This window comes from Xanthomonas sp. SI (assembly GCF_014236855.1).
Classification (GTDB): Bacteria; Pseudomonadota; Gammaproteobacteria; order Xanthomonadales; family Xanthomonadaceae; genus Xanthomonas_A.
This window is the reverse complement of record NZ_CP051261.1, coordinates 3,503,264-3,516,707: the sequence shown is the minus strand read 5'-3', so window position 1 is coordinate 3,516,707 and position 13,444 is coordinate 3,503,264. Positions and strand designations below refer to the sequence as shown.

General features: G+C 68.9%; 13 protein-coding genes. 12 read left to right on the top strand and 1 reads right to left on the bottom strand.

What is annotated here, in order from left to right; all coding sequences use genetic code 11:
- The first annotated feature begins 140 nt into the window (after positions 1-140).
- The 9 genes from rpoE (at position 141) to recO (ending at position 9,406) form a co-directional block, all read left to right on the top strand.
- Positions 141-761 (top strand): RNA polymerase sigma factor RpoE, encoded by a 621-nt coding sequence (rpoE, locus tag HEP75_RS14705; protein WP_053835168.1) that lies wholly within the window; start codon positions 141-143, stop codon positions 759-761.
- Entirely contained in the window at positions 758-1,720 is a 963-nt protein-coding gene (locus tag HEP75_RS14700; protein ID WP_185824017.1) for a sigma-E factor negative regulatory protein, read from the top strand. The genes rpoE and HEP75_RS14700 overlap by 4 nt, the downstream gene beginning before the upstream one ends.
- Before the next feature lie 100 nt (positions 1,721-1,820).
- Positions 1,821-3,377 carry a DegQ family serine endoprotease gene (locus HEP75_RS14695; protein WP_185824016.1) on the top strand — a complete coding sequence of 519 codons (1,557 nt, stop codon included), beginning with the start codon at positions 1,821-1,823 and terminating at the stop codon, positions 3,375-3,377.
- Positions 3,378-3,591: 214 nt separating this feature from the next.
- Positions 3,592-5,382 carry a translation elongation factor 4 gene (gene lepA / locus HEP75_RS14690; protein WP_179565498.1) on the top strand — a complete coding sequence of 597 codons (1,791 nt, stop codon included), beginning with the start codon at positions 3,592-3,594 and terminating at the stop codon, positions 5,380-5,382.
- A 103-nt stretch (positions 5,383-5,485) separates the two neighbouring features.
- The gene (gene lepB / locus HEP75_RS14685) at positions 5,486-6,286 is read left to right on the top strand and encodes a signal peptidase I (RefSeq protein ID WP_185824015.1); all 801 of its coding nucleotides are present in this window, start codon (positions 5,486-5,488) and stop codon (positions 6,284-6,286) included.
- A gap of 23 nt (positions 6,287-6,309) precedes the next feature.
- Positions 6,310-6,687, top strand: coding sequence for a DUF4845 domain-containing protein (locus tag HEP75_RS14680; RefSeq protein WP_179563682.1), 378 nt, complete (start codon positions 6,310-6,312; stop codon positions 6,685-6,687).
- On the top strand, positions 6,677-7,357 hold the full coding sequence (gene rnc, locus HEP75_RS14675) for a ribonuclease III (protein WP_185824014.1): 681 nt from the start codon (positions 6,677-6,679) through the stop codon (positions 7,355-7,357). The genes HEP75_RS14680 and rnc overlap by 11 nt, the downstream gene beginning before the upstream one ends.
- Complete coding sequence (gene era / locus HEP75_RS14670; protein ID WP_185813435.1) at positions 7,354-8,256, top strand: GTPase Era; 903 nt, start codon at positions 7,354-7,356, stop codon at positions 8,254-8,256. Before rnc ends, era begins: the two co-directional genes overlap by 4 nt.
- Positions 8,257-8,605: 349 nt before the next feature.
- Entirely contained in the window at positions 8,606-9,406 is an 801-nt protein-coding gene (gene recO, locus HEP75_RS14665) for a DNA repair protein RecO (protein ID WP_185824013.1), read from the top strand.
- A 205-nt stretch (positions 9,407-9,611) separates the two neighbouring features.
- Here recO and HEP75_RS14660 read toward each other — a convergent pair whose 3' ends face one another.
- Entirely contained in the window at positions 9,612-10,322 is a 711-nt protein-coding gene (locus HEP75_RS14660; protein ID WP_185824012.1) for a response regulator, read from the bottom strand.
- Positions 10,323-10,610: 288 nt separating this feature from the next.
- Between HEP75_RS14660 and rlmD the strand changes: the two genes are divergently transcribed.
- The 3 genes from rlmD to HEP75_RS14645 all read left to right on the top strand — a co-directional run bounded on the left by rlmD (position 10,611) and on the right by HEP75_RS14645 (position 13,372).
- Positions 10,611-11,963 (top strand): 23S rRNA (uracil(1939)-C(5))-methyltransferase RlmD, encoded by a 1,353-nt coding sequence (rlmD, locus tag HEP75_RS14655; RefSeq protein ID WP_185824011.1) that lies wholly within the window; start codon positions 10,611-10,613, stop codon positions 11,961-11,963.
- Positions 11,964-12,066: 103 nt separating this feature from the next.
- Positions 12,067-12,573, top strand: a complete 507-nt coding sequence (locus HEP75_RS14650; RefSeq protein ID WP_185824010.1) for a CYTH domain-containing protein — start codon at positions 12,067-12,069, stop codon at positions 12,571-12,573.
- 121 nt (positions 12,574-12,694) lie between these two features.
- The gene (locus tag HEP75_RS14645) at positions 12,695-13,372 is read left to right on the top strand and encodes a DsbA family oxidoreductase (protein WP_185824009.1); all 678 of its coding nucleotides are present in this window, start codon (positions 12,695-12,697) and stop codon (positions 13,370-13,372) included.
- The last annotated feature ends 72 nt before the right edge of the window (positions 13,373-13,444 follow it).

Genomic DNA, 13,444 nt, shown 5'->3' with positions numbered 1-13,444 from the left:
CGCGACCGCTGGCATGCCGCCAGCCTAACGGAATGCGGGTTAACGTCGTGGGGCGGCGGTCCGCAGGGGCGCTGAACTTTTTTCCGAATTGGCGGTCAGATGGTCCGACGTAGGTTGGGCTGACAGGAGTGCGGCCCGTTATGGCCGATGTCGAAACACCTCAGGAGCTGGACCTGGAACTGGTCCGGCGTGTGCAGCGCGGCGAAAGCGCGGCGTTCGATGTGCTGGTACGCAAGTACCAACACCGGATCGTCGGCCTGATCGGGCGCTACATCGCCGACTGGAGCGAATGTCAGGACGTGGCCCAGGACACCTTTATCCGCGCCTACCGCGCGATAGGGAACTTCCGTGGCGACGCCCAGTTTTCTACCTGGTTGCACCGGATCGCCGTGAACACCGCCAAGAACTACCTGGTTGCGCACAACCGCAGGCCGCCCACCGACGACGTCGACGTGCTCGACGCCGAGCAGTTCGACAGCGGCACGCGCTTGCGCGACACCGACACGCCCGAGCGCGAACTGATGCGCCAGGAGCTGGAACAGACGGTGATGAAGGCGGTCAATGCGTTGCCGGAAGAATTGCGAACCGCCATCACCCTGCGCGAGGTGGACGGGATGAGTTACGAGGACATCGCGCAGAAGATGGGTTGCCCGATCGGTACGGTGCGCTCGCGCATCTTCCGTGCGCGGGACGCCATCGACGCCGAACTCCGTCCCCTGCTGGATACCGACAGCGCCACTCGTGAGCGACACCGCGTATGACCGATAGCACTCCCATTCCCCAGGCCGAGCCGACTCCCGGCGCCACGCCGCCGGACAAGTTCGAACTGCACTACCGGCAGCAGCTGTCGGCATTGATCGACGGCGAGCTGCCGGCCGACGAGGCGCGCTTCGTGGTGCGCCGGCTGCAGCACGACGAGGAGCTCGCCGGCTGCCACGAACGCTGGCAGCTGTGCGGCGACATCCTGCGCGGCCGCGTGTGCATGCCTGCGCCGGCCGATTTCGGCGAGCGCGTGCGCCAGGCGGTGGCGGCCGAGGCGCAACGCGCCGAGGTGGCGCGCGCCAGTGATGCCGCCGGCAGCCGCCGTGCCTGGCGCTGGGGCGGCAGCGCGGCGCTGGCGGCCTCGGTCGCCGCGATCGCCTTGTTCATGACCCGCGAGCGCCTGCCCGATGCAGCGCCCGCACCAGCGCCCGTGCAGGTCGCCAGCTCAAGCGCTCCTGCCGCCGCGGCGCCCGCTGTCCCGGTGGCCGCCGTGCCGCAGACGCCGGCACCGGCACCGACAGACCCGCAGGGCGACCTCGGCGCGGCGGTCGCCGCGGCGCCGGCCGTGGCCATCGCCGCGAACCGGCGCCAGGACGCGGCCGTCCGCCGCGGCGCGACCCGCACCCAGCAGGCCGCGCGCAGCAGCGCGGCGCGCGCCGCCGAACCGGTACGCGCGATTGCCGCCGCGGCACCGTCGCGGCCTGCGGCGAGCGCGTTGCCGCCGACGGCCACGGCGGCCGGCCAGGCGCTCGCGCAGCAACATGCCGGCGATCCGTTCGCGCACCAGCCCGCACCGTTGCAGGCGCGGCCATGGCCGCGCTCGGCGCTGGCGCCGGCCGCGTCCGGCGGCGAGTTCACCGCCAGTTTCCCGCGCCAGGGCGCGTCGGCGGCGTTCTATCCGTTCGAGCCGCGGCTGCCGGCCGACGCGGCGCCCGCGCCGTTGCCGCAGCAGCCTTGACCCCAGGCGTCGGTCGAAGCGCGTGCTTCGCTCCGGCGCGCGGTGCCCGCGGCACCGCCGCTGTTTTCCTTCCCTTTCCCGAACCGGAGGCTCGCGTCCGATGACTCACCGTATCCGCAACCATCTGCTGGGCGTGTTGGCCCTGACCCTGCCGCTGGCCGCCTGCGCGCAGCAGCCCGAGTCGGCCGCGCCCGCTGCCGCCGCGCCGGCCGCGCGCGCGGCGCCCGCGCCGCAACTGGTCGCTGGCTTGCCCGATTTCACCAACCTGGTCGAACAGGTCGGTCCCGGCGTGGTCAACGTCGAGACCACGATCAGCCGCAAGGCCGCGGCCACGCGCACCGGCGCCGGCGGCATGCCCGACGATGCGCAGATCCCCGAATTCTTCCGCCGCTTCTTCGGGCCGGAAGGGATGCCCGGCCAACCGGGCATGCCTGGCCAGCAAGGGCCGGACGAAGACGACGCGACCCCCGGCGGCCGCTCGATGGGCTCGGGCTTCATCATCTCGCCCGACGGCTACGTGCTGACCAACCACCACGTGGTCGACGGCGCCAGCGAGGTCAAGGTCAAGCTGACCGACCGCCGCGAATTCACCGCCAAGGTGGTCGGCAGCGACCAGCAGTACGACGTGGCGCTGCTGAAGATCGACGGCAAGAACCTGCCGACGGTGCGCGTGGGCGATTCCAACATGCTCAAGCCCGGGCAGTGGGTGGTGGCGATCGGTTCGCCGTTCGGCCTGGACCACTCGGTCACCGCCGGCATCGTCAGCGCCACCGGACGCAGCAACCCGTACGCCGACCAGCGCTACGTGCCCTTCATCCAGACCGACGTGGCGATCAACCAGGGCAATTCCGGCGGCCCGCTGCTCAACACCCGCGGCGAGGTGGTCGGCATCAACTCGCAGATCTTCTCCGCCTCCGGCGGCTACATGGGCATCAGCTTCGCGATCCCGATCGACCTGGCGATGAGCGCGGTCGAGCAGATCAAGAAGACCGGCAAGGTCAGCCGCGGCATGCTTGGCGTGACCATGCAGCCGAACATCAGCGATGTGGAGGCCAAGGGCCTGGGCCTGACCGACACGCGCGGCGCGCTGGTCAACGGCGTGCAGCCGGGCAGCGGCGCGGCCAAGGCCGGAATCGAGCCGGGCGACTTCATCGTTGCCTTCAACGGGCAGAAGATCAACACGCGCGAGGACCTGCCGCCGCTGGTGGGCATGCTGCCGCCGGGCAGCAAGGCGCGGGTCACCGTGATCCGCGACGGCAAGCCGCGCGATATCAGCGTGACCCTGAGCGAGCTCAGCGACGACGGCATGGCGATGGGCCAGCAGCCGCCGGGCCGCGGTGGCGCGGCGCCGGCGCCGCAGGCCGCGGAGAGCAGCGCGCTGGGCATCAGTGTGGAGGAGATCCCGGCGCCGGTGCGGCAGAAGCTCGGGCTGCGCGCCGACGAGGGCGTGCAGGTGGCGCAGGTGAGCCGCGCGGTGGCGAGCAAGTCGCAGCTGCGTCCGGGCATGATCGTGCTGCAGGTCGGGCGCACTCCGGTGTCCAATGCGGCGCAGTTCCGCAAGCTCACCGCCGGTGCGAAGAAGGGCGACGTGGTGATGCTGCTGGTGCGCGCGCCGGGCAGCCCGGCCAGCCAATTCATCGCGATCAGCGTCGACTGAGCGGTCGATCGCGCTAGTGCCGATGGCGGCCAGCGAACCCAGGTTCGCTGGCCGCCATTGATTTCATTGAGGTTTGTTCCGGGAAACCGTGCCCGCGCCGCCGCGGGCGTCGGTGTGCCGCAGCCGGGGCGCCTGGCTCCCTCCGGCCATGCGATAATGGCCCGTTATCCTGACGACGGTCCTGGCCGCCGCCCACCTCATGTCCTCTGATTCGATGCGGAACATCCGCAATTTCTCCATCATCGCCCACGTCGACCATGGCAAATCGACCCTGGCCGATCGCATCATCCAACTCTGTGGCGGCCTGCAGGCGCGCGAGATGGAAGCGCAGGTGCTCGACTCCAACCCGATCGAGCGCGAGCGCGGCATCACCATCAAGGCCCAGTCCGTGTCCTTGCCGTATACGGCCAAGGACGGGCAGGTCTACCACCTGAACTTCATCGACACCCCCGGCCACGTCGACTTCTCCTACGAAGTCAGCCGCTCGCTGGCCGCCTGCGAGGGCGCGCTGCTGGTGGTCGATGCCGCGCAGGGCGTGGAAGCGCAGTCGGTGGCCAACTGCTACACCGCGGTGGAGCAGGGCCTGGAAGTGGTGCCGGTGCTCAACAAGATCGACCTGCCCACCGCCGATATCGCCCGCGCCAAGGCCGAGATCGAGGCGGTGATCGGCATCGACGCCGAAGACGCGGTGGCGGTCAGCGCCAAGACCGGCTTCAACGTGGACCTGGTGCTGGAGGCGATCGTGCACCGCATCCCGCCGCCCAAGCCGCGCGACACCGACAAGCTGCAGGCGCTGATCATCGACTCGTGGTTCGACAACTACCTGGGCGTGGTCTCGCTGGTGCGGGTGATGCAGGGCGAGATCAAGCCGGGCAGCAAGATTCTGGTGATGTCCACCGGCCGCACCCACCTGGTCGACAAGGTCGGCGTGTTCACCCCCAAGCGCAAGGAACTGCCCGCGCTGGGCGCCGGCGAAGTGGGCTGGATCAACGCCTCGATCAAGGACGTGCACGGCGCGCCGGTCGGCGACACCCTGACCCTGGCCGCCGACCCGGCGCCGCATGCGCTGCCCGGCTTCCAGGAAATGCAGCCGCGCGTGTTCGCCGGCCTGTTCCCGGTCGATGCCGAGGACTACCCGGACCTGCGCGAGGCGCTGGACAAGCTGCGCCTCAACGACGCGGCGCTGCGCTTCGAGCCGGAAAGCTCCGAGGCGATGGGCTTCGGCTTCCGCTGCGGCTTCCTCGGCATGCTGCACATGGAGATCGTGCAGGAGCGGCTGGAGCGCGAGTACGACCTCAACCTGATCTCGACCGCGCCGACCGTGGTCTACGAGGTGCTCAAGACCGACGGCAGCGTGATCCCGATGGACAACCCGTCCAAGCTGCCGCCGCTGAACAACGTGGAAGAGATCCGCGAACCGATCATCCGTGCCAACATCCTGACCCCGCCGGACTACGTCGGCAACATCATCACCCTGTGCGAGGAAAAGCGCGGCAGCCAGATCGGCATCAACTACCTGGGCAGCCAGGTGCAGATCAGCTACGAGCTGCCGATGGCCGAGGTGGTGCTGGATTTCTTCGACAAGCTCAAGTCGGTGTCGCGCGGCTACGCCTCGCTGGACTACCACTTCCTGCGCTTCGATGCGGGCCCGTTCGTGCGCGTGGACACGCTGATCAATGGCGACAAGGTCGATGCGCTGTCGATCATCGTGCACCGCAGCCATGCCGACCGGCGCGGCCGCGAGCTGTGCGAGAAGATGAAGGACCTGATCCCGCGGCAGATGTTCGACGTGGCGATCCAGGCCGCGGTCGGCTCGCAGATCATCTCGCGCAGCACGGTCAAGGCGATGCGCAAGAACGTGCTGGCCAAATGTTATGGTGGCGACGTGTCGCGCAAGAAGAAACTTCTGGAAAAACAGAAGGAAGGCAAGAAGCGCATGAAGCAGGTCGGCCGCGTGGAGATCCCGCAGGAAGCCTTCCTGGCTGTGCTGCAGATGGATAAGTAGCTGGGAATGGTGAATAGGGAATGGGGAATGGGAAGAGCGCGCGCGCTTTTGCCTTTCCGATTCCCCATTCCCGATTCCCGATTCCCATTCCGAAGGAACACGAATGAAATGGTTTGAAATCGCGCTGGTTGTGCTGACCTTCGCCACCGGCATTATCTGGTTGCTGGACAAGTTGTTCTTCGCCAAGCGCCGCGCCGCGCGCGCCGGCCTGCTGGATACCGAGCCGGTGCTCGTCGATTACTCGCGGGCGTTCTTCCCGGTGCTGGCGGTGGTGCTGATCCTGCGCAGCTTCATCGCCGAGCCGTACAAGATTCCGTCCAGCTCGATGATGCCGAACCTGCTGGTCGGCGATTTCATCCTGGTCAACAAGTTCGCCTACGGCTTCCGCCTGCCGATCACCAACCAGAAGGTGATCCCGACCAGCGAGCCCAAGCGCGGCGACGTGGTGGTGTTCAAGCCGCCGCACAAGCCGGACGAGAACTGGATCAAGCGCGTCATCGGCCTGCCCGGCGACCGCATCGGCTTCCATGGCGATACCCTGTACATCAACGGCACGCCGATGAAGTACCAGGTCCGCGGCGAGTACGTGGGCAAGGGCAAGGGCGCGGAGATGACCGGGTCCACGCTGCTCACCGAATACCTGCCGGGCCGCACCCACACCGAGCTGGAATGGCTGGACCGCAACAATCCGGCCGGCCAGGGCGATTGGGTGGTGCCGGCGGGGCAGTATTTCGTGATGGGCGATAATCGCGACAATAGCGAGGACAGCCGCTTCTGGACCCAGACCCACTTCCTGCCCGAGGAGAACCTGCGCGGCAAGGCGTTCCTGGTCTGGCTCAATTGCGAAGGGTGGTTCTGCAGCGGCAGTTTCGATCCCTCGCGGATCGGGACCGGCATCCAGTGATTTCTGGCGTAAGGGGAAGCGCGATGAAGCACAAGCAAAGTGGCATGACGTTGACGTCGTTCGTGATCGTGCTGGCGGTGGTCGGGTTCTTCGCCTACATCGGCATGAAGCTGTTCCCGATGTACATGGAGTACTACGCGGTGCGCTCGGCGATGAAGGGCCTGGCCGCCGAACCGGGCAGCGCCGACATGGATCCGGCGCAGGCGAAGATGCTGCTGTTCCGCCGCCTGGACATCAACAACTCGGACAACGTGAAGCCGGACGACGTCAAGTTCGACCGCATGGATTCGGGCTGGAAGATGCATGTGGCCTACGAAGTGCGCAAGCCGCTGGTCGCCAACCTGGACGTGGTCGGCAAGTTCGACATCACCCAGGACCTGACGACGCGCGGTGGCGAGTAAAACGATCCTGCGCGGCGACCGCATCGGTCACCGCTTCGCCGACCCGCAGCTGCTGGCGCAGGCGCTGACGCATCGCAGCGCCGGCGCGCCGCACAACGAGCGGCTGGAATTCCTCGGCGACAGCATCGTCAACCAGCTGATCGCCGAGGCGCTGTACCAGCGCTGGCCCAAGGCGGACGAAGGCGCGCTGACCCGCGCCCGCGCCGAACTGGTGCGCGAGGCCTCGCTGGCCACCATCGGCCGCCAGCTGGAACTGGGCGAGCGGCTGACCCTGGGGCCGGGCGAGATGAAGTCCGGCGGGCATCGCCGCGATTCGATCCTGGCCGACGCGGTCGAGGCGGTGGTCGCGGCGATCTACCTGGACGCCGGATTCGAGGCCTGCCGTGCGGTGATCCTGCCCTGGTTCGAGACGGCGCTGGCCGCACTGCCGGTGGGCAAGCCGGAGAAGGACGCCAAGACCCGCCTGCAGGAATGGCTGCAGGCGCGGCAGCGGGCGCTGCCGGCGTACGAATTGATCAGCGAAACCGGCGACGAACACGCCAAGCTATTCCGGGTACGCTGCGTACTCGCCGAGCCTGTCCTCACCACCGAGGGCGAGGGCACCTCGCGACGGCTGGCCGAACAACAGGCCGCCGCCGCCGCCATCGAGCAACTGGATTCCAGCAAGTGAACGAGCAAGCCTCCCCTTACCGCAGCGGCAGCGTGGCCGTGATCGGCCGCCCCAACGTGGGCAAGTCCACCCTGACCAACGCCCTGGTGGGCGCCAAGGTCAGCATCGTCTCCAACCGGCCGCAGACCACCCGGCATCGCCTGCTGGGCATCGCCAGCTTCCCGGAAGGGCAGTTGGTGCTGGTCGACACCCCCGGGTTGCACCGCGAGCAGAAGCGCGCGATGAACCGGGTCATGAACCGCGCCGCGCGCGGCTCGCTGGAAGGCGTGGACGCCGGCCTGCTGGTGATCGAGGCCGGGCGCTGGGACGACGAGGACACGCTGGCGTTCAACGTGCTCAACGATTCCGGCATCCCGGTGGTGCTGGTGGTGAACAAGGTCGACCGGCTCAAGGACAAGACCGCGCTGCTGCCGTTCCTGCAGCAGGTCAGCGAGGGCCGCAGCTTCGCCGCGGTGCACCCGATCTCCGCGCTCAAGCGCAAGGGCCTGGAAGCGCTGGTGCGCGACCTGCTGGGGCTGGTGCCGGAAGCGCCGGCGATGTTCGGCGAGGACGAGATCACCGACCGCAGCCAGCGCTTCCTGGCCGGCGAACTGGTCCGCGAGCAGTTGATGCGCCAGCTCGGCGAAGAGCTGCCGTACGCGACCACGGTGGAGATCGAGCGTTTCGCCGAGGACGGCGCGCTGCTGCGCATCGGCGCGGTGATCTGGGTCGAGCGCGAGGGCCAGAAGGCGATCGTGATCGGCAAGGGCGGCACCCGCCTGAAGGACATCGGCGCCAAGGCCCGGCAGCAGATGGAGCGCCTGTTCGGCGCCAAGGTGTTCCTGGAGACCTGGGTGCGCGTGCGCGAGGGCTGGTCGGACGACGAGGCCGCGCTGAAGGCGTTCGGGTACGGGGAGTAGTAGTAAAGCCGGGATTCGGGATTCGGGATGACCAGACGTTCGGCTGTGGAAAGCCGGGATTCGGGATTTTCGCAGGTGCGCCGCACTTCCGCTTTTCTGTAGGAGGGGCTTCAGCCCCGACGCTCTACCGATAACGCGTCGGGGCTGAAGCCCCTCCCACAAAAAACGGCCGAGCCGGAAATACAGCTGCCGCTTCTCTTCGGAACACGGCGCTTTTTTTCATCAGATCGCTTGACAGCGATTTGCCGCCGGACAGCATTCTGGAGTCCCGAGTCCCGAGTCCCGAGTCCCGAGTCCCGAGTCCCGAGTCCCGAGTCCCGAGTCCCGAGTCCCGAGTCCCGAAGCGTCCATGCTCATCGAACACGAACCCGCCTTCGTCCTGCACGCGCGCCCCTGGCGCGAGACCAGTCTGCTGGTCGAGGTTCTGAGCGCGCAGTACGGCCGGCTGGGCGTGCTGGCGCGGGGCGTGCAGGGGCCGAAGAATCAGCCGCTGCGCGCCGCGCTGCAGCCGCTGCAGTCGATCCGCTTCAGCGCGCAGCGCCGCGGCGAGCTGGCCCAGCTGCGTGCGGCCGAGGCGCTGGATACGGCGCCGCGCCTGAGCGGCGACGGCATGCTCGCCGGGTTCTACATCAACGAACTGACCCTGCGCCTGGCGCCGCGCGACGATCCTGCGCCGGACCTGTACCTGGCCTACGCGCGGGTGCGCGCGCGGCTGGGTGCGGAGGCGCCGCTGGCGTGGACGCTGCGCTGCTTCGAGCGCGATCTGCTTGACGCGCTGGGCGTGGGCTTCGACCTGCGCCACGACGGCGACGGCGAGCCGATCGACCCGGCCGCGCGCTACGTACTGGATGCCGAACACGGCCCGCGCCGCCTGCTCAGCGACCGCGGCCACGACCAGCGCAGCGGCATGGCCACCGGCCGCGCGCTGCTGGCGCTGGCTGCCGACGAGATGCCGGTGGCCGAAGACCTGCCCGGCCTGCGCCGCGGCATGCGCGTGGTGTTGATGCACCACCTGGGCGGGCGCGGCCTGAAGTCGTGGGAGATGCTGCAGGACCTGACCCGCCAGCGCCGCGACGCGGAAGCTGTGGAAATGCCGGAGGCGCCTGGTTCAATGGAAGTGCCTGGATCGCCGGTGCCGAAGGCCGATTGAGCCGCGCGTTCGCTGGCCGGCTTCTTGTAGGAGGGGCTTCAGCCCCGACCGCTTCTAGGAGGGGCTTCAGCCCCGACCGCTTCTGCAGCTTGTCGGCTTGCCGACAGTGTTTGTCGCGGCTGAAGCCGCTCCTACAGGGGCGTGCGGCAAGTGCGCCGACGCCCCTGCTTTTGCGAATCCCTAATCCCCAATCCCCAATCCCGGCTCAATGCAGCAACGCCGCCACAGCCTCGCTGAACTGGTTGCGCGCCTGCGACGAGGCCGGGTCGCCTTGCAGCTGGCGGACCGCGCGCGCCAGCCGGGCGGCGCCGACGAAGCCGCAGCTGGCCTGCAGCCGGTGCAGGTGGTTGCGCACCGCCTGCTCGTCGCTGAGCTGCAGCGCCGAGGCGACCGCGTCGCGGGTGCCGGGCAACTCGGCCAGGAACAGTTCGCGCAGCGCGATCAGGTGCGAGCGCTCGCCGTTGAGCGCGACCAGTGCGGTGGTCTCGTCCCAGTCCACCGCCGCCTCTGCCGCGTTCGGCGCGGCGCCGACGCGGCCACGCGCCAGCAAGCGGCGCACCGCCTGCAGCAGGCGTTCGGGACTGAGCGGTTTCAGCAGCACTTCGGCGAAACCGGCGCCGAGCAGGTGCTCGCGGACCGCGCCGCTGGCGTCGGCGGTATGCGCCAGCGCCAGGGTGCCGGGGCGCTGCCGCTGCAGGCGCTGCAGCAGATCGGCGCCGCTGCCGTCGGGCAGGTTGGCGTCGATCAGCCAAAGATCGTGTTCCTGGGCCTGCGCGCTGGTCAGCGCGGAAGCGACGGTGTCGGCCAGATCGACCTGCGCGGGCAGGGATTCCAGCGTCACTTGCAAAAACGTGCGACTGATCGGGTCGTCCTCGACCAGCAAAAGTCGCGTCACAGGGTCCTGGGTCGATGCCATCCTTATGCCTCCATGCGGCCTGGGCGCATCTTAGCGGCTGCGACGATGCGTCGCATCACTTTGCGCCGCCGCCGCCGCGTCCGCAAGCGGGTGCCCCGGGGCCCAGCCGCTGGGGAGCCGCTGGCCGGATCGGCGCAGGCCAGGACAACCCGAGGCGCCGCGCCCGGGCGCTTGCGGGGCGGCGTCGGCGCACGCGCCCGCGCACGGCAGGGCCGCTCCCGGCGCATCGGCAGGCCCTGGCGCATCTGCGACAATGGCCGCCCTTTTCCGCCCGCAGCCTGCCGCCACGTGGCCCGATCCAGAAAACGCCTAGACCGCACCCCGTTCCAGACCGATATCGTCGACCTCAGCCACGACGGCCGCGGCGTCGCCCGCCCCGAGGGCGAGGGCGGCAAGGTCGCCTTCGTCGCCGGCGCGCTGCCCGGCGAGACGGTGCTCGCCGAACCCACCGCGCGCAACCGCCATTTCGACGAGGCGCGCACCCTGCAGGTGCTGCAGGCCTCGCCGCAGCGGGTCGAACCGCGTTGCCCGCATTTCGGGGTCTGCGCCGGCTGCGTGCTGCAGCACCTGGCCGAGGACCAGCAGATCCTGGCCAAGCAGCGGGTGCTGACCGAGAACCTGGAGCGGATCGGCCACGTGACCCCGCAGACGGTGCTGCCGCCGCTGTCCGGCGCACCCTGGGGCTACCGGCGCAAGGGCCGCTTCTCGGTGCGCCGGGTGGAGAAGAAGGACAAAACCCTGGTCGGCTTCCGCGAACTCGATCCGCGCTTCGTCGCCGACCTGTCGGTGTGCCACACGGTGATCCCGCAGATCGGCTTCAAGGTGAGCGCACTGGCCGAACTGGTCGAGAGCCTGGACGGCAAGCGCGACATCCCGCAGATCGAGTTCATCGCTGGCGACGACGCCGTGGCGCTGACCTTCCGCCACATGCAGCCGCTCAGCGCGCGCGACCAGGCGGCGCTGGTGGCGTTCGCCCAGGCCCACGAGTTCGCCATCTTCCTGCAGCCCGGCGGCGTGGACAGCGTGCATCCGCTGTATCCGCAGCAAGTGCCGCTGTCGTTCCGCTTGCCGCAATGGGACGTGGAGCTGGCGTTCCGGCCGCTGGACTTCATCCAGGTCAACGCCTCGCTCAACCAGAAGATGATCGCGCTGGCGCTGACCCTGCTCGACGCGCAGCCCGGCGACCGCGTGCTCGACCTGTTCTGCGGGCTGGGCAATTTCACCCTGCCGCTGGCGCGTACGGTGCGCGAAGTGGTGGGCGTGGAAGGCGACGCGGGGCTGGTGGCGCGGGCGCGCGACAACGCGCAGCGCAACGGCCTGGGCAACGCGCAGTTCTTCGCCGCCGACCTGACCCAGGACCAGCGCCAGGCGCCGTGGATGCAGCAGGGTTTCGACAAGCTGCTGCTCGACCCGCCGCGCTCCGGCGCGATCGAGGTGTTGCGGCAGCTGCCGCTGGAGACGTTCCAGCGCATCGTCTACGTCAGCTGCCACCCCGGCTCGCTGGCGCGCGACGCCGGCTACCTGGTCAACGAGCAGGGCTTCGTGCTGAAGGCCGCCGGCGCGATGGACATGTTCCCGCATACCGCGCATGTGGAGAGCATTGCGGTGTTTGAGAAGCCGGGATTCGGGATCGGGGATTAGGGATTCGTTGGGAAGCCGGGATTCGGGATTAGGGATTCGTAACAGCGCGGTCTGCGCGCTGGCTTATGCTTTGACCAATCCCGAATCCCCAATCCCCAATCCCATGCCCATCGAAATCGAACGCAAATTCCTCGTCACCGGCGACGGTTGGCGCGCCGCGGCGCATCGGGTGATCCCGATGGCGCAGGGCTATATCAACGATCAGGCGGCGATGGACAGCGGCGCGCAGAAGGCCTCGGTGCGGGTCCGCGTCCAGGGCGAGGAGGCGTTCCTCAACCTGAAGTCGCGCGAGCTCGGGCACACCCGCCAGGAGTTCGAATATCCGCTGCCGCTGGACGATGCGCGCGCGCTGCTGGCGCTGTGCGTGGGCGGGCTGATCGACAAGCGCCGGCATCTGGTGCAGCACCAGGGCCATCTGTGGGAAGTGGATGAGTTCCTCGGCGACAACGCCGGGCTGGTGGTCGCCGAGATCGAGCTGCAGAGCGCCGACGAGGCCTTCGCCAAGCCCGACTGGATCGGCGCCGAAGTCACCGACGATGCCCGCTACTACAATTTGGCGCTGGCCTCGCATCCGTTCTGTGAGTGGCCGGGATTGGGGATTCGGGATTAGGGATTCGTTGAAGTGCCGGGATTGGTGATTTGGGATTAGGGATTCGCAAAAGCGGGCCACGTGCGGCGATCGGGTTTATGCTTTTGCGAATCCCCAATCTCGAATCCCGAATCCCCGCCCTATGCGCCTCGATATCTGGTCCGACGTAGTCTGCCCCTGGTGCTGGATCGGCAAGCGCCGGTTGCAGCAAGGCATCGCGGCGCTCGGCGCGGATGCGCCGGCGCTGGAGATCCACTGGCATCCCTACCTGCTCGATCCCGATGCCGGCACCGAGCCGGTGCCGCTGCGCAAGGCGTATGAAGCCAAGTTCGGCGGTGCTGCGCGCACCGAGCAGATCCTGGCGCAGACCCAGGCCACCGCGCGCGCCGAGGGGCTGCCGTTCGACTTCGATCGCGGTCAGGTACGGGTGACCACGCTGCCGGCGCACCGGCTGCTGTGGCTGGCGGCGCGCGAAGGCGATGCCGAGGCGGTAGCCGAGGCGCTGTTCCACGCGCATTTCGCCGAAGGCCGCAACCTGGCCGAGACCGACACGCTGATCGCCGCCGGCGCCGCCGGCGGGCTGCCCGCGGCGCGCGTGCAGGCGCTGCTGGACGGCGACGAGGGCCTGGCCGAGATCCAGGCGCAGCTGCAGCAGGCGCAGGCGATGGGGATCCGCGCGGTGCCGACCTATGTCGTCGACGGCCGCCACGCGATCCAGGGGGCGCAGCCGCCGGAGGTGTTCGCCGAGGCCCTGCGCGGCCTGCTGCCGCCGGCGCCGGATGCGGCGCAGGACCGCGGCCCCGACGGCTGCGCGGTGTAGGCCGGTCACACCACGGCAACCTGGCGCAGCCACAGCGCGTCATCGGCACGCGCTGTCACCGTACCGCGTCGC

Coding starts and splice junctions, on each gene's coding strand:
- HEP75_RS14650 (WP_185824010.1), top strand. CDS start 12,067: ATGCCCATCGAAATCGAACGCAAATTCCTCGTCACCGGCGACGGTTGG.
- lepA (WP_179565498.1), top strand. CDS start 3,592: ATGCGGAACATCCGCAATTTCTCCATCATCGCCCACGTCGACCATGGC.
- HEP75_RS14695 (WP_185824016.1), top strand. CDS start 1,821: ATGACTCACCGTATCCGCAACCATCTGCTGGGCGTGTTGGCCCTGACC.
- HEP75_RS14700 (WP_185824017.1), top strand. CDS start 758: ATGACCGATAGCACTCCCATTCCCCAGGCCGAGCCGACTCCCGGCGCC.
- HEP75_RS14680 (WP_179563682.1), top strand. CDS start 6,310: ATGAAGCACAAGCAAAGTGGCATGACGTTGACGTCGTTCGTGATCGTG.
- lepB (WP_185824015.1), top strand. CDS start 5,486: ATGAAATGGTTTGAAATCGCGCTGGTTGTGCTGACCTTCGCCACCGGC.
- HEP75_RS14645 (WP_185824009.1), top strand. CDS start 12,695: ATGCGCCTCGATATCTGGTCCGACGTAGTCTGCCCCTGGTGCTGGATC.
- recO (WP_185824013.1), top strand. CDS start 8,606: ATGCTCATCGAACACGAACCCGCCTTCGTCCTGCACGCGCGCCCCTGG.
- HEP75_RS14660 (WP_185824012.1), bottom strand. CDS start 10,322: ATGGCATCGACCCAGGACCCTGTGACGCGACTTTTGCTGGTCGAGGAC.
- rpoE (WP_053835168.1), top strand. CDS start 141: ATGGCCGATGTCGAAACACCTCAGGAGCTGGACCTGGAACTGGTCCGG.